Genomic DNA, 18,336 nt, shown 5'->3' with positions numbered 1-18,336 from the left:
TGATCAACTTTCCTCCCAGCTATTGCTGTCAGGGTAGAAATCATGGGAACTGCGCCATTTTACTTGCCAACAGCGGGTTAAGAACCAAACGGGATCTTCTTCCAGGGGGATACGATCGCAAAAATCATGATAGCGCGTCACAAATTCTGGATAGTTCACCTGCCAACATTGTTCTAGAAAAACATGGTGAAAACAACGATCGAGATAGGCAGTTTTGTAGTGCAACCAATACTGATGTGGGTTTAAGATAGCTGGACACGCTTTGTCCCAGAGGGGTTGGTTGAGATATTGCCAGAGTGGAAAGTACATGGATAACCTCTTTTTCTATTGATCCTCAACTAGAGGAATGCTGAAGCGAGGGACTAGTCCCCGATGGCGGCAATTGGGCAGCTATTTCATCCACCCATCCACCCATCCACCCATCCACATTGGCTAGTGGGCAGCCTGACGCCACAGAGTACTAGCTGTCACCGGATGGGATTTAGGTTTTGAGGAATTTCGTTTAAGCAACAGATAGGCCGCTGGCGTAAAGTACAGCGCCAGCATCGGTGAACCGCCAATGCCGCCAGCAATTGCGATCGCAAGTGGGCTCCAAAACGGATCGCCATCCATCAGTAAGGGAACAAAACCAACCATGGTGGTAATGGTGGTGGTTAAAACGTGGCGGGTTGCTTTAACCACCACATCCTGCACAGCTTGCGGCTGCCCCTGACGGGCCTGGGCATTGTCATTCAATGCCGAGAGAACAATAATGGCTCCGTTGATAGCAATACCCACCAGGCCCATGGTGCCGACAATGGCCATAAAACCTAGCAGGGAGCCAAAGACTTTAAGGGAGAAGAGTGCCATGCCAATGGAACCCACCGCCACGGCAGCAACAATGCCCGCTTGTCGGAACGACCCTAGGGATAGAACCAGGGCTGTTAGCATCACCAGCCCCAACAGCGGTACATACAGCAAGAGGCTGCCAACGGCAGTATTGCGCTCTTCATATTCACCCCCAAATTCATATCGATAGCCGGGGGGGAGTTCAAAGTTCTCGGCCTGAAGTCGTTCTTGTAAGGCCGTCAGCACTGTGTTAGGCAAAACTCCGGTGGCGATAAAGGCCTGCACTGTATTGACCCGTTGTTCTTCACGGCGGGCAATGTTGGCCAACTCAGGCACCAGTTCAAAGCTTCCCAGTGCAGAGGTAGGCCGAAAGTTGCGATCTTGACCCTGTTCTGGCCGCAGGTCTAGGGACGCCAGCTGCTCCAGACTGGCCCGGTCTGTATCGGTCAAACGGACGCGCACCGGCAGGTTTTCAGTGGATTCTAAAATGGCTCCGCCGATTACCCCTTCAGAATAGGCCGCCAGTTGTTGTGCGATCGCAGTATTGGTTAACCCCGCCTGCTGCACTTGTTCATTATCCACATATAAACCCAGCTTAGGTTGTCCCTCTGTTAAGTCATCCCGCACATGGAGCACATCGGGGATAGTGGTCAAGATGGTGCGTACCTCCATGCCTAAGCGACGTAATTCATCCAGGTTGGGACCATAGAGACGCATTTCTACCGGCGCATCAAACGGGGGACCTTGCTGGAATTTTTGGACAAGTACCCGAGCTGTAGGCAACTGCTCATCTAGTTCATTCTGTAAGTCTCGCACTAATTCTGAAACCCCTCGCTCGGAGGTGAGTTGCACCATGGCCTGGGCGTAGTGGGCCTGGTTTTGACGGTTGCCCGTGAGATTGTAGTAAAACCTGGGGGCACTCTCTCCTACAAACCAGTGGACAGCCTCCACGGTGTCATGGTCTAGAATTAGCTGCCGTGCCTGGAGCATTTGCTCTCGTGTTTGACCGATGGATGTTTGCGATGAAAACTCCACTTCAATATGGAATTGATCCCGATTCAAAAGGGGAAAAAACTGATTTTCTAAAGTCCCCGCTACCGTAAAGCCGATCAGGGGGACAGCCATGGTGATAGCGATGATTAGTAACGGTCGAGCGGTGGTCCGCCCAATTGACCAGCGGTATAGCTGCCCCAGACGCGGTGACGTCCAGCCGTCGGCCCACCAAGCTCCAGGTCGTAGCAAAACCATGACCATTTTGGCGTGCAGGCCCCGATTGTTGCTCTGGCTAAACTGTTCATACTGATTGCTGCTGCGACCTAACATGCGACCGGCTAGGGCTGCGATTACTGTTAACGAAATTACCAATGATGACACCAGGGACAGAATGACACTGAGGGCAATGGAGCCAACAAACTCTCCAGCTCCTCCTGGCAACAGATAGATGGGTAAAAAGGTCATCACCGTGGTTAACGTAGACGCCAACAGCGGTACCTGGAGATATTTCACCGTATTGGTGACAGCCTGTAGAGGCGCTTCCCCGTGGTGCATTTCCACCTGAATTTCATCAACCACCACTACAGCGTTGTCGATCAGTAACCCGAGGGCAATAATCAGACCCGTGATCGACATTTGGTGAATGGGGATACCAAACACGGTCATCCAGCCAAATACAGCAAAAATAGTTAGAGGTAACGCCATACCCACGACTAAAGCGGAGCGCCAGCCCATACCTACCAGGGTTACCACTACCACCAGCACCGCTCCAAATACCAGGTTCGACAGCAACGTGCTAATACGATTGGCCACATAGTCACTCTGGTCAAAGATCAGAGCGAGACTGATGCCTTCAGGGATGCGATCGCGAAAGTTATCCAGTTCGCCATGAATATTAGCGGCCCACTGGTCGATACGCAGTCCCGATTGCATCATTACACCTACCACGATGGCAGGCTTGCCACTTACGATCGCCTGATCGCTAAGGGGATAACGAACACCGCGACTCACCTTGGCAATATCATTCAGGCGCGTAAACTGGCTATTCCCAGCCTGAATAGGAATTTGGCGAATCTGTTCCAGGGTTTCTAGCTCGCTTTCAACCTCAATGGCCACAGTCTGCTCAGGGCTGCGTAGCTGACCTGCACTCGCTTTAGCATCACTGAGGCTGATCTGGTTAGCAAGCTGTTGCGGCGATAGTCCCACACTGACCAGCCCTGGTGCATTGACTTCCACCAAGATCTCTTCGTCGGGGCTGCCAAAAAACTCGACTTCTTCTGTGCCCTCAACACCTCGCATGATCACCGCTAGCTCTTCTGCATAGCGACGCAGCACAGCATAATTCGGCTCACCGGGCAGATCCCAGGTGAGAGATGTGATCACAGTGTAGGCTTTGATGATGGCTTCATCTAGCTCTGGTTCAGATACTCCAGCCGGAAACTGGGCAACAGCATCATCCATCTCATTGCGGACCTTAGACCAAATGGGCTGGGCATTATCGATAGAATCCACCAGCTCTACAGCAACAGTTGAGAAGCCTACGCGAGAGTCGGACGAGATCACATCAATTTCTTCAATCTCAGAAAGTTCTTCTTCTAGTACGGTGGTCACCAATGCTTCGACCCGTTCTGCACTGGCACCGGGAAAGGCGGTGGTGATGACTGCCGTACGAGAAACCAGCTCCGGGTCCTCCTGACGAGGTAGCGACTGATAAGATGACAGCCCCCAGCCCAGGATCAGGATAATCGTCAAAATCAATAAACGGACGTTTTTATAAAATGGGCGAACCATCATGGTAAACCTCGAATACTCAGCGTTTGCTAGATCCCACGGGCGTAATACGTGGGGTAATCGCTGGATCTAGCGGTAGAACAACAACTTGTGGGAGGCCAACTGTGCCTGGCCCGATCAATCTGCTAGGAGGTTATTTGAGAGAGCGTTTGAGCTGACCCCATAGATCCCAGGGAGTCGTTATATTCAAGTCTTTAAAAGAGTTTTTAAACATCATCATTTCTCCAGATAGGTGATGATTAATCCATGGCAAAGTGGATGGCCATAAACCCAGGTTAGTATTGAGATATTGCTATTGAAAACCGACCAAACTGGAACGGATCGTTCCAAAAGTGAAACAAAGCTATGGATGACTTTGACCTCAATGATCTAAGAGCGTTTGGCCTCATTGCCAATGCCGGCGGATTAAGTCCAGCTGCCCGTAAATTTGGCCAAGCCAAGGCCACACTCTCAAGGTCTCTCTCTCGGCTAGAGACTGCCGCTGGGGTGCCGCTTTTTGATCGCGTGAATAGAGGACTTCGCCTGACACCGTTAGGCACCCGATTATTACCCACAGCAGAGGCGGCGATAGCGCTCATGCTGGAGGCAGACGAAGCCCTGCGGGTTACCAAAGAGAAACCGCAAGGCCCACTGAAAATTGCCGCCAGTGCGCTCATGGGGCAAAAGCTGCTTGCCCCCGTCATTGCGAGACTGGCCCAAACCTATCCTGATGTAAAAACAACTTTGCAGGTGACTAGCCAGGGGCCTGATCCAGTCGTAGAGGATCTCGATGTTGTCCTGCGTATTGGTCGACCCACCGCACCGTATCTAGTCTCTAGCCGCATTGTGAAGACTGCCCTCGCGCTCTATACATTTCGAACACGGGCATCGGAAATTGACCTGAATGATGCGTTGGCAGTGGAGGGGCTTGGCCGTATCACCATTAACGTTGCGGGAGTGCCCCAGGAGTGGATTTTAAGCAACAACGAACACCGGAAGATTTTCATGAAGAGTGAACCCCTGGTAGCCGTTGGTGACCCTACGGTGGCCCTGAGCATCCTCAGTTCTGGTTCCGGGGTCGCCTGTCTCCCACAAATTTACGCTGAACCCCTGGCCCATGCCGGTATACTTGCAAGAGCTTTACCTGCCTTCAGCGGTCCAGATATCGAAATCTATGCCGCACTACCCCCAAAACGTAGCAATGTTCCCGCTGTGCGTGCTTTTCTCGACATGTTGATTAGCCACGTAGCCGAGATCGAGAAAGTCTCTGATAGTTCTGTTCCTACTCTCCAGCAGTAGTGGTATAGAAGCTGCTGCATATGGGCTTGATGCCATGTTTGCCTGGCTAAGGGCTGTTACGACTTTGCAGCCGATAGCCCATGCCTCGAACCGTCTCGATGTAATCTCTGCCCAGCTTTTTGCGCAGGTGTCGGATATACACCTCAATAATGTTGGAGCCTGGGTCATAGTCATAGCCCCAGACCCGATTTAAAAGTTGTTCTTTACTCATCACCTGCATCGGGTGTCTGAGTAACACTTCGGCCAGCACAAACTCTCGGGCCGACAGCTCAACCACCCGATCGCCCACCCGAGCCTGTCGCGTCAGTAAATCCAGAGACAAATCTCCAACCCTGAGCAATGTTTCTGATGTCAGCTGCTGATTACCGCTGCGATCGCGTAGCTGCACCCGAATGCGGGCCAGCAGTTCTTCAAACCGAAAGGGCTTGGTGATGTAATCATTGGCCCCACCTTCCAGGGCCATAACTGTGTCATCTACACCATCACGGGCGGTGAGCACAATGATCGGCAACAGTTCACCCTGACCGCGAAGCTCTCGTAAAATGGCTAGCCCATCTTTACCTGGCAGACCCAGATCCAAAATTAACAGATCAAAGTCACTGCTATGGGCAAATTCAGCCACCCGCTCCCCCTTTTCCACCACCAGGACCGTAAACCCATGGGCTTTCAGACCCGCCTTGAGAAAATCAATAATGTGTGGGTTGTCTTCGGCAATGAGAATGCGATTCATGGGCTTCCGACTGAGTGGTTAACGGTTCTAACGGCATAATTAGGGTAAAGGTCGCCCCCTCACCTGGACGACTGGAGAGGTCTACGTGGCCACCGTGGGCCTGTGCGATCGCATTAACAATGGACAGTCCTAACCCTGCTCCTTCAAACTGAGTATTATTATTGGTAGCCCGAGTAAACCGTTCAAATATTTTGGCCTGGTCGGCTGAGGCAATGCCTTCGCCCGTATCCCTGACCCAGAACTGCAGCCTATCGTCAGTAACCGCAGACCCCAAAGCAATCATATCCCCCGGTTGTGTATGCCGGACCGCATTCTGCACCAGATTCATCACCGCCTGAGAAAAGCGCTGTCGGTCTATGGTCACCGGGTAAAGGCCCTTGGCTTCCAGTCGCCAGTCTCGGTCGGGAGTAAATGACCGTGCTTTGAGATAAAGCTCCTCCGTCAGCCAGTCCAAATCTTCGGGTTTGAGAATCAAGAAGTCAGGACATTCCGCCTTAGTTAACAGCAGCAGATCATTCACCAAACGGTTCATCTGCTGTAACTCATTAGTAATCAGCGCCATGGTTTCAGCCTGTTTTTCCGGGCGATACACCAGGGTTTCCAGCTGGCCCTGAATCACTGTAATCGGTGTACGCAGCTCGTGACTCACGTCTTTAAGAAACTCCTGCTGACCATCAAAAGCCGCCTGCAGTCGGTCCAACATTTGATTAAACGTCACCGTCACTGCCGTAATTTCATCAGTCCCCTGGATCGGAATCCGCTGGGTCATATCAGACTCAGTAATCTGGCGCGCCGTTTGATTCATCAGCCGCAGCGGTCTTAAAATTCGACCCGCCGTAATCCAGGCAACCACAAAAAAGAGCCCCAATACGCCCGCCGATACCTTCAAGACCAGCCGAATCGCGCCAGTACCGGACTGGTATGCAATGGTTTTATCCTCAATCGCCACAAAAACACCCTCCACCGTATTCCCGACCACCAGCGGTTCTGCAATGTAGAAGATGGTATAGTCCGCATCTTCCACCCAATGCCGTTGGGAGGTTGTCAGTGTAGCCCACTGGGCCATCAGGTCAGGATTAGTCTGCAGCCAGGCAGGCAGTGGACGACTTGCCTGATAAAACTGACCATCAACAAACGTGATAATTGACTCGTTATCAACGGGGACATAATTCGCCAGCACCTGGTCGAATAAGGCCATGGTTTCTGTACTCGTCAGCTGACGGTCAGTGAAGGGGGTTGCCGTCCGTTGGAAACGCTCAACCTCTTCTGCTAAAGCAGTTTCTGCTTGATCAGACAAGCGATTGCAGTATATGTGACGAGTCACCCAAACGGCTATGCCTGTAGTAGATACAGCCAGCAAAAAGTACCAAACCAGGAGACGGGTGCGAAGATTACGAAAATGCATAAACCAGTCCGGGATTCGTTTCATCGTAACGAGTCCTCAGAATAAGCAGTAGTCGCCGGAGAGGAGGCTAAACGGTTATCTAGACTAACAGGCCCAGCCCCATAGGCGACAATCATTAGCAGTCCACCTATAATAGCTAGATTTTTTAGAAACTGAATCATCTGGCTCGGGTCAACCATCGGATTGTGAAATACCAGGGTTGCCGGTATCAAAAATGCTATTAGCAGCCATGCACCGATACGGGCTTTATATCCAAGAACCAGGGCAGCACCACCCAACAGCTGAAAGGCAATGGTGCAAATTGCCACGAGCCCGGCTAGCGGTAAACCAGCACCGGCAATTTGTTCTACAATGCCGCTAAAGTTAGAGAGTTTGCCAATACCAAGATTGAGAAAGATAATTGCGATCGCGCTACGAGCAATCAATGGCGTATATTTTTGCACAGTCATGGGAAGAGTCTCCTAAAGTCAAAAGTAGTATCAAAAACAAGTGATCAATGACGAACAGAGGAACAAATCTAGTGTGTCAATATCCCCGTTGGGGCACACCGCCGTGCACCTTTTATGGGGTATACAAATTCTCTAATCTAAAAAACTGTTCGACAACAATTTAAGATTCCACAGTCAAAGGACGATTTGTTGTCAACACAGGTCGTTTTACAGCAGGCTGAGGCGACAAGATCAAACGAATAGCCCGATCGCCACGTCCATAGCCGTGCAGCCAGTTGAGCAACACCATCAGACGATTACGGAACCCTGGCAAATAAACTAAATGTACGCTGAGCCACATCAGCCAGGGCAGAAAACCTGTCAGCAAAATCGGACCAATCTTGCCAACACCACCATAGCCACCAATAATCGCCAGCCGCCCTTTGTTGAGATAGCTAAATGGTTTAGGCGATTTTCCCAACAGCTGTCGACGAATATTGTGGGCCACAGCCACACCCTGCTGCAGCGCCTCCGGTGCCACACCAGTCAGCGGTATGCCATTACTTTCCCCAGCGGCCACATCCCCAATGGCATACACATTGGCATAGTCTGTCAGCTGTAGCGTAGAACGCACCTTGAGCTTTTGCTTGCGGGCTGTTTGGGGGGCAACAACCGCCTCTGGCATAGCCGCCTCCAGACCTGCGGCCCAGATTACGGTACCAGCCGCGAGGCTACACCCGTCTGACAATTCCACAGTGCTGTCAGTCACTTGGCCCACCCGCACATTAAAATACAGCGTAACGCCCAGCTTACTTAATTTGCGCGCCGTATAGCGCCCCAGGCGAGCGGGCAAATTGGTCAGAAGATTATCCCCCGACTGCACTAATACAATTTGCATATCCTGCCAGTTAAGCCCAGGATAGTCACACCGGAGAGATTTTTTCAGCTCCACCAGCGTTCCTGCCATCTCTACGCCGGTAGGACCACCGCCCACAATAACAAAAGTGAGCAGCTGCCTGCGACGCATGGGGTCTGGCTCTCTAACAGCCTGCTCAAATCGGTGCAGAATATGGTTACGTAGCGTCACTGCCTGGTCTAATGTTCTGAGCGGGAACCCATAGTCAGCAGCACCGGGTACACCCATAAACTGAGTCTGACTGCCCGTGGACAGGACCAGGTAATCATAGGAAACAACAGCGTTATCCGTTTCCACCAGCTGATGGTCAAAATCAACTCGTTGCACCTCTGCCAGCATAAACTGGGTCCGATTAGCATGACGTAGCACCGTCCGCAGGGGATAGGCAATACTCTCAGGTTCAATCTGGGCGGCAGCTACCTGATAGAGCAGCGGCACAAAGGTGTTGTAGTTGTTGCGGTCAATTAGCAGAACCTCAGCTCCACTTTTAGCCAGAGACTGAGCTGTTTGCATACCGCCAAAGCCAGCGCCAACGACCACAACTCTAGGATGACTTGGGGGAGATTGCATGGGTCTATCAAAGGTGAGTGGTTGATAGTTCTAAGCATCGCAGCCTAGCTGAATCATTGCCTGAATCTAAGCTGAAAAAAAATTCAGGTTTTGAAAATGGCCTCAAAGTATTGTGCCTAAACGCTTATTAAAGTATGCGCTAAGACTAGGCTGAACCAATACAAAATGACACACCTTGAGGTCAACGCCCAACGGTGAAAGCCAGCGTCGGCAGTTATTTTCAGCATATAACTTCAAAATTCGACCGTCCGCTGCGATGTTAGCTAGCTAACAATTTAAAAATAGGAGTGCAGCATCAACTTCTGATAATTAAATAAGTACCGGAGCCAATCATCAAACTTCCAGAAGCGACCTTGGCCTGTTTTGCGATTGAGAATCTACGAGCGATTGTCGCTACTTTTTTAGCGAGAACTGCATAGGTCAGCTTCACTCCTCCCACAGTCACAATAATGACTCCAAGTACCCAGGCTATCTCGCCATAGCCCAGGTTGGAAAGCTCTAAAAAAGTTGGAAAAAGACTGGCATAGAAAAAGATAGCTTTTACATCTCCCAACGTTACCAATAAACCGGTCAGGAAGCTGGCTATCAGACCACCAGTTGAGGAGGAGCGCTTTAATTGGATGGTCTGATTTCGGCTCCTGATTAGGTTGATACCAAACCAAATCAGGTAGACTCCTGCTGCGTATCTAATCAACAGAAAAAGTGCGCCCATAAGTTCTGAGAGAACTGTCAAACCCAGAATCGCTAACAAGGCAAAGATGAGATCGCCTAAAACAATGCCAACTGAAACTGCTGCGCCATGCCATAAACCTGATGTAGCAGAACGAGTCACGACTAGAGCTACGCTGGTGCTGGGAATCGCAGCCAGAGTAATCATGATCATAAAAAGAGCTAGGGTGTCCAGGATATTCATTAGATGTTCTAGTTTAAGCTGGTGACTTGCAATAAATCCTCTGATTCAAAGTAAACTGTTTCTCAGCTATCAGTTATCGGTGCGATCGCTAACGAGCAGCATCACCGGCGCGAGCAGTAACCTAAAACACAAAGTAGGTAGGTGACTGTCGAGTATGCGTGTGTTGTATGTTTTCTATAACGGCATTCTAAACTTATCTTTCCTTGCAGACCCATCTCCAATTAATACAATCCCAACTGCCCCAAGATCTATGGATGCGACCACTCTCTTATCATCTTCAATTTCGTTCCATGCCTTTCTCATACCGGGCGACCAGGAAATGTCATCAATGACTACAATAGCTTCATCGGAAAGATAAGGCATTGCTGTATTAAAGTTTTCGATTACTGCGTCATGGTCATGATGGCCATCGTTAAAGAAGAAATCCACAGGCTTCGATGACTCCAAGACAATCTTGAGCGTTTCATGGAATGGGCCAACTAAGACTGATGTATTGTTTAGGTTTAAAGCCCCAAGGGTTTCTTTTGCAATATTGGCTATTTCTGGAGAACCTTCGAGAGTAGTTAGGTTGCCCCTTCCATTAATATTGAGTGCAAATCCTTGGTATGCTGCAGATATGCCAACACATGAACCAAGTTCAATACAGGATAATGGCTGCAATTTTCGGATTAATTTAAAAAGAATTGTCGCCCAAAATTCTGATTTACTTGCCTTGCATATATCTCCCACTAATGCCTTTGCTAGAACTCCCTTTTTCATTTCTTCTTTTGTTCTATGAGAATTAGGTTTTCCTGCACCATAATCAATTACAGAAACTTCCTTATGAGAATTAAGGAGAAAGGAACGTCGCCGTTCGATTAAGGTACATGCTTCCTGTTCTTCACTATCTTTGATTTTAAACAAAACTTCGTACAATGTGTCGCCAACTGCTTTTACCTTTACAGATTCGTGTAATTTAAGCTCGGACAATTGAATCTTCGCTTTTTGTCGTCTAAATAGCAATATGGGTAATTTTAATCCCTTCTTTAAGATTCGCTTAATCACTTATTTTCCTCATTTCCGGGTTCATGACGTACAACTACTATTAAATCGACTTTTTCAATCTATCCACCCTAATAGGCGTACTATATTGCGAGCTTTCAGTATAGTCACCCAAATGAGAGAGAAGGCATCTTTAACTTATATCCTAACCATTAGGAATTGCACACGTTTCGCAAATAGTGGTCCGTTCAGGTCAGCAATAATGAGGATATCTGCAGCATTACGATTCTCGCTATACCCATGGCGGACAATATCAAAACCTAATTGCCACCTTGTTGCTAGCTGGGGCTGTGCCCAACTATGCTACCTATGCCGGAGTAGAGCCATTGTTGAAGCACTCACACCCATGGGACCAAAGAACTGTGGGGGCGTGGCATTACGGTCAACTCAGTCGCCCCTGGTCCAGTAGATACTCCTTTCTTCCATCCCACCCTCTCGATTTCAAATTAATTAGTGACAGCCCTTTGCAAAGACGCGAACGCACGATTATAGCCCAGGGCTGCACTTACCCAGTTCCCTTCTGCTTCGGTTAATTCAGACTGGGCCGTCAGTACATCTAGCTGTGTTCCCACACCAGCATCAAGGCGTAAATTAGCCAGTTCAAGCGCCGTAGTCGCCTGCACAATCGTAGTTCTTGCCGTTCTCACATTCTCTTCATTTGAGCGCAATGTAAAATAGGCATCCTCTACTTCAAAGCGGACTCGATCCAATTGTTCAGAAAACTGTTGTTCTGCAATATCAGCATTGGCCTCCTGCTGACGGGCACGGGCGCGGGCAGCTCCCCCATCCACCAGCACCATGTTGAACTGGGCTCCAAACCGATAGGTATCCGATGAATCATCCAACAAGTCATCCCAGCGATATTCAGCAAATAGACCAACCTGGGGGCCATTGGCCGCCCGCGCCGCCCGCGCCTGCTGGGTGCTAATCTCTCGCTGAGCCAGTTGTTGCTCTAATTCTACACGCGCTTGAAACCCTAGCAGAATACTCTCCTCCAAGGTTAACTGCCAACGGGCATAGGACTCTTCCCAATTTTCAGGGGCGATCACAGGGGTGGCACTGATAGTTACAGTAGAGGGCAAATTGAGCAGACGCGCCAAGTTCCGTCGAGCGATCCGCTGAGCGGCCTGAGACTGAATTAAAGCCTGTTGAGCATTGGCCAACTGAACATCGGCACGTAATACATCAAATTGAGTGCCCACACCTGCCTGGCGACGAAGCTCATTGTCTCGCTGATTACGCTGGGCTTCCTCAACAAATGCACGGTTAATGCGAATCTGTTCACCACTTTCTTGTAAGTCGTAGTATATGGTAGCCGTCTCAAGCCGCAGTTCCTGGCGACGACGGGTCACTTCTAGCTCGCTCAAACGGACCTGTTCTTTGGCGGCTCGCACCGTTGCAATCCGTTGTCCTGATGTGAAGATGTCATAGTTAACGCGCACCAGTGCATCGAGACTGGTATCAATGTCGTCATCATCATTCAAAAAATCGTTGGCCTCCTGGGCGGTGAAATCCGCCGAGGTTGTGATAACTGGTGAAAAAGCAGCCCGAGCTTCTGCCAATGCAGCCTGTGCTTGTTCTAGCTCAAGCAGGGCTACCTGCAAATCTTGGTTGTTCACATAGGTCAGCTCAATGGCGGCTTCAAGCGAAAGGGTTTGCTCGTCGTCTGCTAGGACTTCAACCTCAGAAGCAGGCACATTAAGCGGATTGGGATCTGCCAGCAGTTCCTGGGGAGGGAGTGGGCTTTCATTCAATAAACTTTCTCCTGTGGATAGTTGCTCAGGGACACTATCCACAGGAGGCTCTGCTGGTGTATCGCCATCTATAGTATTTGCCAGGGCTGGGGGAACAATCGTCAGGAGTCCTCCAAATACGATGTGGGTCAAAAATAAATGGCTGATGTTCATAGGGGCTACGTCAATCTACAATGAATAATTCGTGTCGGAATTAAAATGATTAAAGGTGATTGGGTAAAACACACAGGGGGTGATGTCCTGCTGAGGGCGACTTAAACACTGGAGCCTGTTGTTGGAGTATCCACGAATGTCAAAGACCCATTGTCAGGATCATCATCAGTGCTGGCAGGCGATACCAACTGATCGCGAAGACTTTTGACAACAATGTAGAGAATGGGCACCACAAACAGACTTAAAAAGGTGGCCACAAACATACCGCCAAATACGGCGGTTCCCAGAGATTGACGACTGCCCGCCCCGGCCCCCGTGGCAATCACCAAGGGAAAAATGCTGCTTAAGGTGGAAATAGCCGTCATCAAAATCGGACGCATCCTTGATTGGGCCGCTTCAACAGCCGCTTTGACAATCGAGTGTCCTTCATCTCGTAGCTGGTTGGCAAATTCCACGATGAGAATGGAGTTTTTACTGGCCAAACCAATCAGCATCACCAGACCAATCTGGCAGTACACATCGTTAGGAAATCCTCGTAGGGACTGGGCTAACAGGGCACCCAACACTGCTAGCGGTACTGCAAACAGGATAATCACCGGGTCTAAATAGCTGTTGTACTGAGCCGCCAGCACTAGAAAAACAAAGATAATGCCTAGACCAAAAATAATTGGGGCCTGATTTCCAGATTCAATTTCTTCCAGGGCGTTGCCGGTCCATTCATAGCCAAGGCTGGCGGGTAATACCTGGCCTGAGAGTTGTTCCATGGTTGCGATCGCGTCTCCAGAACTCACTCCTGGAGATGCCTGACCATTAATCTCAATAGAACGGAACAGATTGTAGTGGTTAATAGTTTGGGCACCAGAGGTCTGGGTGAGCGTTACCAAATTCCCCATGGGCACCATCAACCCCTGTTCAGAGCGCACATAAAGCTGATTAATATCGGCGGGATCTGAACGATAGGCCTGATCCGCCTGGACATAGACCCGATAGGTCCGTCCTTGTAGGGTAAAGTCATTGACATAACGGGAGCCTAGATAAGTTTGCAGCGTGCTAAAGATTTCATCAATTTCCACACCCAGAGATTTGGCCTTTTTGCGATTGACATCAATCACGATTTGGGGATTACTAGCCCCATAGGTACTAAATACTCCCTGTAGATTCTCGTTGGCATTGGCAGCCCCCAACAGACCAAACATGTTTTGCACAAAATCATCAATGGTTAAGGTGCCACGTCGATCTTGCAGTTGAAGCTGAAACCCACCAAAGTTGCTCAATCCCTGAATAGGAGGCGCATTGACCGGAAACACACGGGCTTCAGTAATCTGCGACAGCGGTGCAAACAGCTGATTGATTAAACTAAAGGCTGACACTCCCTGGGGTCTCTCTTCCCAAGGCACGAGAGAGGTAAAGACAACGCCACTGTTGGCCGTATTCCCACTAAAGCCAAACCCGCCGACAGTAAAGTTAGCTCGCACTCCTTCCTGCTGGGCAATAATATCTTCTACCCGCCGCATCACCCGGTCTGTTTCATTTAGCGAGGCCCCATCTGGCCCTTGGATAATCGTAATAAAGTAACCCTGATCTTCTTCAGGGAGAAACGCTGAGGGAACACGGTTATAAACCCAACCCGTCAGTACCAAGGAGACAACAAACGCTCCTAGAACAAAGAATTTAAGGCGATTTAGCAGCTGTAGGCTTGCCCCATAACGATTGCGAAGATAGTCTAGAAACCGATTAAAGGGACTAAAAATACGTCCGAGCCAGCCATTACCGCCAGGGTTACGACGCAGCAGCAAGCCTGACAACGTAGGCGTCAGCGTCAGGGCATTGAAGGTAGAAATCACAATGGCAAAGGCAATCGTTAGCGCAAACTGTCGGTAGAGTGCTCCGGTTGTCCCTGGAAAGAAGGCAACAGGTACAAACACCGCCATCAGCACCAGGGATGTGGCAATTACGGCCCCCGTCAGCTCACGCATCGCTTCAACAGCAGCGCGTTTAGGGGATAGATTGTGATTTTGTATTTTAGAGGCAATGTCTTCGACCACCACAATGGCGTCGTCGACCACCATACCGGTGGCTAAGGTCAATCCAAATAGGGTCAGGCTATTAATGGAGAAACCAAACACCTTGACAATGGCAAATGTACCAATCAGCGATACCGGGATGGTGATTGCTGGAATGATGGTCGTACGCCAATCTTGTAAAAATATGTAGATCACCAACACCACCAGAACTATGGCCTCAATTAGAGTCCGGATCACTCGCACCAGAGACTGCTCGACAAATTCAGTGGTATCAAATCCAATGGCGTAGTTCATCCCAGTGGGAAATTCTTGAGCCAGGTCTGCCATCACCTGTTTAACCCCCTGGGCGGTTTCTAGGGCGTTACTACCTGGCAGTGGCAAAACTCCCAGACCGACTGCATCACTGCCGTTGTAGCGCAAAAAGCTGCTGTAGTTTTCAGCCCCAAGCTCGGCGCGACCCACATCTTTAAGCTGAATCAGTTCTCCATTCTCACCAGTTTGAATAACAAGCTCTTCAAATTCTTCAGCAGTGGCCAGACGGCTGTTGACTCGCAGGTCAATCTGAAATGTCTGTTCTTCCCGAATAGGGGGCTGACCGATCTGACCAGCTCCAGCCTGAACATTTTGCTCTTCTAGGGCGTCGACCACATCCTGTGCGGTGAGATTACGACTCGCCAGCCGCTGTGGGTCTAACCATAGCCGCATCGCATAGGTGCGCTCACCAAAAAACTGCACCTCCCCCACCCCAGGCACTCGTCGCAGGGCGTTGGCGATATACAGATCGGCGTAGTTGCTCAGAAAAATATTGTCAAAGGAGCCATCCGCTGAATAAAGCGCTAGGGCCATCAAAAAGCTATTGTTTTGTTTGGCAACGGTCACTCCTGTCTGACGCACCTCTTCGGGTAGCTGAGGCTCAGCCAGGGACACCCGGTTTTGTACATCAACAGCGGCGATATCTTTATTGCGGCTAGAATCAAAGGTAACTGTAATGTTGCTGACACCGTTGTTACTGCTGTTGGATGACATATAGCGCATCCCTTCCACACCGTTGATTTCTTGTTCTAGAACGGTAGTAACAGCCTTTTCTACGGTCTCTGCATCCGCGCCAATATAAGTTGAGGTGACATTTACTTGGGTGGGGCTAATGTCGGGGAACTGGGCGATGGGCAAAGTGGGAATGCTGATGGCACCCACCAGAAGAATAATGACCGCACAAACACTGGCAAAGACAGGTTGTCTAATAAAGAAATTAACCATGAAGTGATATCTATAGGGTGTGAGTTTAAGCGCCGTGAGAGCAGGAGATTCGGTTGCGATCGCACCAAAGTTAACCGAGTACTCCAACAGCTATTCAGCCAGAACAACAATCGGTGTACCATCCTGCAGATTTAACAACCCCGTGGTGACAATCACCTCTCCGTTATCCAGACCCTCAACCACTTGAAAAGAGTTGTCTTGCATCGCCCCCAAGGTAACGGGGCGCAGCTGGGCCATTTGCTGAGGAGCAGCCTCTCCTGCAGGTTCAGCTGGGGGTGTCGCAGCAGCCTGCTCAGTTTCTGATGGAGCCTCTGCCACCACATAGACAAATGTCTGGCCACCTAAGCGCGTGATCGCTGTAGCGGGCACCAGCAGCCCAGAACGCTGAGCTAAAATCACTCGCACATCTACTCGCTGATCATCTTGCAAACGACCTGAACTATTCACAACTTCTGCCTTGGCCAATACGGTCTGGGTATCCACGTCACTGCGAGGGGCAACAAAATCAATCGTTGCTGTCACGGGTGAGCCACCGACGCCAAAGTTGGGAATCTCAACTGGCATCCCAAGCTGAATCTCGCTAGCCTGTTCGGTGGGAATGGCTATTTCTAAATCCAGGGTCTCATTTTGGGTAATGCTGGTTAGGGAGCTGTTAATCTCCACATAGTCTCCCAGCTTGACCGGAATGTCCCCCACAATGCCGCTGATGGGAGCTGTAATAGTCCTGTCGAGCAAATCTTCACGGATGGCATTGGCCTGGGCCTGGGCCTGATCCAACAAAAATTCGGTTTCAGCCACATTGGCACGGGCCGCCACAATTTGTTTTTGGGCCGCCTCTAGTGAGGCAATGGCGACGTTGCGATCTCGTTCCACTTCATCTAGCTGTTGTTGAGCCAACGCTCCTGCCGTTACCAGTCGCTGAGTCCGCTCTAGCTGCAGGGTTTGCAAGTCCAGCTCAGCCTCAAGTCGCGGCTGTTCTGCCACTAATGAATCCAATCGTGCCTGGGCCGTATCCCTGGAAGAACGAGCGGCGCTAATCCCCGCCAAGGCGGCACTCACCTCAGCCTGGGAACGGTCGGCAGTAAGTTCCATAATTGGATCGCCTGCAGAGATGCGATCGCCTGCAGCCACATAAACACGGGTAATGCGCCCTGCCACCTCTGGCCGCAACACCACCCTCGTCTGCGCATCCAGAGTGCCAACAAACCCGGCCTGTTCTTGTAGCATAGCCATTTCCAGCTGTTCTACAGTTACAGGCACCGCACCTGGCATCTGCATGGCAGCAGGCTCACGGCTACTCAACCGCCACAGCACAAAGCCCGCGCCAGACAGCAATATCAGACCCATGAGCCAGATAAGCCATTTACCCGAAGATTGGGAAGACGCTACCGAGGAAGACTGCAAGGCCTCTGTCGCAGCCGTTGAACTAGCATGGGAAGTCATAAAAACGATAGAGAAAGTAGCGAAAAAGGCCAACCGCCCACGCTTACCCATAGACACCCATGGGTAAGGAGACAGCATCCAGGCTCAAAAATTAAACGTCTGTTCAATTCCTAGATTTAAACATACGTTTAATTTTTAAGAACGTCAACATTTTTTAACGAGATCTGAGATAGGGTGATGAATAAGCAATTTGGTCAGTGTCATACTATTTCAGGCCTTAAAGGGTGACAACGTAGCTATAAAGTCTGTTCCATAAGGGATAGAGCGAGAAATCCACGTTGAAAATAGAGCCGTTTATGAGGCTTGAGTGCAATTAATCTGAAGGCCCATTCAGACCATATTTCCATGGCAACTATCCACCGATGTCCATACAGACCCAAACTAAAATCACTTTGATGGGGAATCTTAGTTGAGTAGTTTTTGATACATCCAGCATACTCATCTATCCGTAATTCTTGCATCCGTTGACCGTGCATCGTGGCAAGACTATAGGCCAGCACAATCAACACCACCAAGGCTAGAAAACGTCGGTCGTTCACCTTGGTATCTTCCAGGTGATAACCTCCGGTTTTGCAATCTTTGAAAAATTGTTCAATCCCCCACCGACATCGGTAAACCGCTAAAGTTTGTTTGAGAGTTGGGAGATTTGTCAGGATATACCAGGGGGCTTTCGGTCCCGTCTTGCGGTACTTACGTTTCCAATAAACAGCCAGATTAAAGGGACCTAATCCATCTCCTTTGTTCCCTCTAATGCCAACATAAAATTTAGACATCCCAGGCTTAAATCCTTGGTCTTTGAGAACTTGGTATTC

13 protein-coding genes are annotated in these 18,336 nt (G+C 49.9%); 1 reads left to right on the top strand and 12 read right to left on the bottom strand.

Annotated elements, in window-relative coordinates:
- Positions 1-3: 3 nt before the first annotated feature.
- Positions 4-309, bottom strand: coding sequence for a hypothetical protein (locus tag N836_RS77225; RefSeq protein ID WP_023075552.1), 306 nt, complete (start codon positions 307-309; stop codon positions 4-6).
- A gap of 123 nt (positions 310-432) precedes the next feature.
- Positions 433-3,615: an efflux RND transporter permease subunit gene (locus tag N836_RS65070; RefSeq protein WP_023075551.1), complete on the bottom strand. Its 3,183-nt coding sequence runs from the start codon at positions 3,613-3,615 to the stop codon at positions 433-435.
- 342 nt (positions 3,616-3,957) lie between these two features.
- Between N836_RS65070 and N836_RS65065 the strand changes: the two genes are divergently transcribed.
- Complete coding sequence (locus N836_RS65065) at positions 3,958-4,890, top strand: LysR family transcriptional regulator (protein ID WP_023075550.1); 933 nt, start codon at positions 3,958-3,960, stop codon at positions 4,888-4,890.
- A 46-nt stretch (positions 4,891-4,936) separates the two neighbouring features.
- On the opposite strand, the gene N836_RS65060 is transcribed toward N836_RS65065, so the two are convergent.
- The 10 genes from N836_RS65060 to N836_RS65015 form a co-directional block, all read right to left on the bottom strand.
- The gene (locus tag N836_RS65060; protein ID WP_023075549.1) at positions 4,937-5,620 is read right to left on the bottom strand and encodes a response regulator transcription factor; all 684 of its coding nucleotides are present in this window, start codon (positions 5,618-5,620) and stop codon (positions 4,937-4,939) included.
- Entirely contained in the window at positions 5,577-7,049 is a 1,473-nt protein-coding gene (locus N836_RS65055; protein ID WP_023075548.1) for a sensor histidine kinase, read from the bottom strand. The genes N836_RS65060 and N836_RS65055 overlap by 44 nt, the downstream gene beginning before the upstream one ends.
- Positions 7,046-7,474 (bottom strand): DoxX family protein, encoded by a 429-nt coding sequence (locus tag N836_RS65050; RefSeq protein WP_023075547.1) that lies wholly within the window; start codon positions 7,472-7,474, stop codon positions 7,046-7,048. The genes N836_RS65055 and N836_RS65050 overlap by 4 nt, the downstream gene beginning before the upstream one ends.
- Before the next feature lie 160 nt (positions 7,475-7,634).
- Positions 7,635-8,939, bottom strand: a complete 1,305-nt coding sequence (locus N836_RS65045; RefSeq protein WP_023075546.1) for an NAD(P)/FAD-dependent oxidoreductase — start codon at positions 8,937-8,939, stop codon at positions 7,635-7,637.
- 295 nt (positions 8,940-9,234) lie between these two features.
- A complete protein-coding gene (locus N836_RS65040) occupies positions 9,235-9,852 on the bottom strand; it encodes a LysE family translocator (protein WP_023075545.1) in 618 nt (205 codons plus the stop codon).
- 174 nt (positions 9,853-10,026) lie between these two features.
- The gene (locus N836_RS65035) at positions 10,027-10,896 is read right to left on the bottom strand and encodes an O-methyltransferase (protein ID WP_023075544.1); all 870 of its coding nucleotides are present in this window, start codon (positions 10,894-10,896) and stop codon (positions 10,027-10,029) included.
- A gap of 443 nt (positions 10,897-11,339) precedes the next feature.
- Complete coding sequence (locus N836_RS65030; protein WP_023075543.1) at positions 11,340-12,800, bottom strand: TolC family protein; 1,461 nt, start codon at positions 12,798-12,800, stop codon at positions 11,340-11,342.
- 101 nt (positions 12,801-12,901) lie between these two features.
- On the bottom strand, positions 12,902-16,168 hold the full coding sequence (locus tag N836_RS65025; RefSeq protein WP_235071164.1) for an efflux RND transporter permease subunit: 3,267 nt from the start codon (positions 16,166-16,168) through the stop codon (positions 12,902-12,904).
- A gap of 3 nt (positions 16,169-16,171) precedes the next feature.
- Positions 16,172-17,524 carry an efflux RND transporter periplasmic adaptor subunit gene (locus N836_RS65020; RefSeq protein ID WP_063624705.1) on the bottom strand — a complete coding sequence of 451 codons (1,353 nt, stop codon included), beginning with the start codon at positions 17,522-17,524 and terminating at the stop codon, positions 16,172-16,174.
- Between the two features lie 236 nt (positions 17,525-17,760).
- A partial coding sequence (locus tag N836_RS65015) for a transposase (RefSeq protein ID WP_023073173.1) occupies positions 17,761-18,336 on the bottom strand: 576 nt, incomplete at its 5' end.

This window comes from Leptolyngbya sp. Heron Island J, from assembly GCF_000482245.1.
Taxonomy (GTDB): domain Bacteria; phylum Cyanobacteriota; class Cyanobacteriia; order Phormidesmidales; family Phormidesmidaceae; genus Leptothoe.
The sequence above is the reverse complement of the archived record's forward strand: the minus strand, read 5'-3'. Positions and strand labels throughout refer to the sequence as shown.

Excerpts from the sequence above, each read along its gene's own strand:
- N836_RS77225 (WP_023075552.1), bottom strand. The coding sequence starts at position 309 with ATGTACTTTCCACTCTGGCAATATCTCAACCAACCCCTCTGGGACAAA.
- N836_RS65070 (WP_023075551.1), bottom strand. The coding sequence starts at position 3,615 with ATGATGGTTCGCCCATTTTATAAAAACGTCCGTTTATTGATTTTGACG.
- N836_RS65065 (WP_023075550.1), top strand. The coding sequence starts at position 3,958 with ATGGATGACTTTGACCTCAATGATCTAAGAGCGTTTGGCCTCATTGCC.
- N836_RS65060 (WP_023075549.1), bottom strand. The coding sequence starts at position 5,620 with ATGAATCGCATTCTCATTGCCGAAGACAACCCACACATTATTGATTTT.
- N836_RS65055 (WP_023075548.1), bottom strand. The coding sequence starts at position 7,049 with ATGAAACGAATCCCGGACTGGTTTATGCATTTTCGTAATCTTCGCACC.
- N836_RS65050 (WP_023075547.1), bottom strand. The coding sequence starts at position 7,474 with ATGACTGTGCAAAAATATACGCCATTGATTGCTCGTAGCGCGATCGCA.
- N836_RS65045 (WP_023075546.1), bottom strand. The coding sequence starts at position 8,939 with ATGCAATCTCCCCCAAGTCATCCTAGAGTTGTGGTCGTTGGCGCTGGC.
- N836_RS65040 (WP_023075545.1), bottom strand. The coding sequence starts at position 9,852 with ATGAATATCCTGGACACCCTAGCTCTTTTTATGATCATGATTACTCTG.
- N836_RS65030 (WP_023075543.1), bottom strand. The coding sequence starts at position 12,800 with ATGAACATCAGCCATTTATTTTTGACCCACATCGTATTTGGAGGACTC.
- N836_RS65020 (WP_063624705.1), bottom strand. The coding sequence starts at position 17,524 with ATGACTTCCCATGCTAGTTCAACGGCTGCGACAGAGGCCTTGCAGTCT.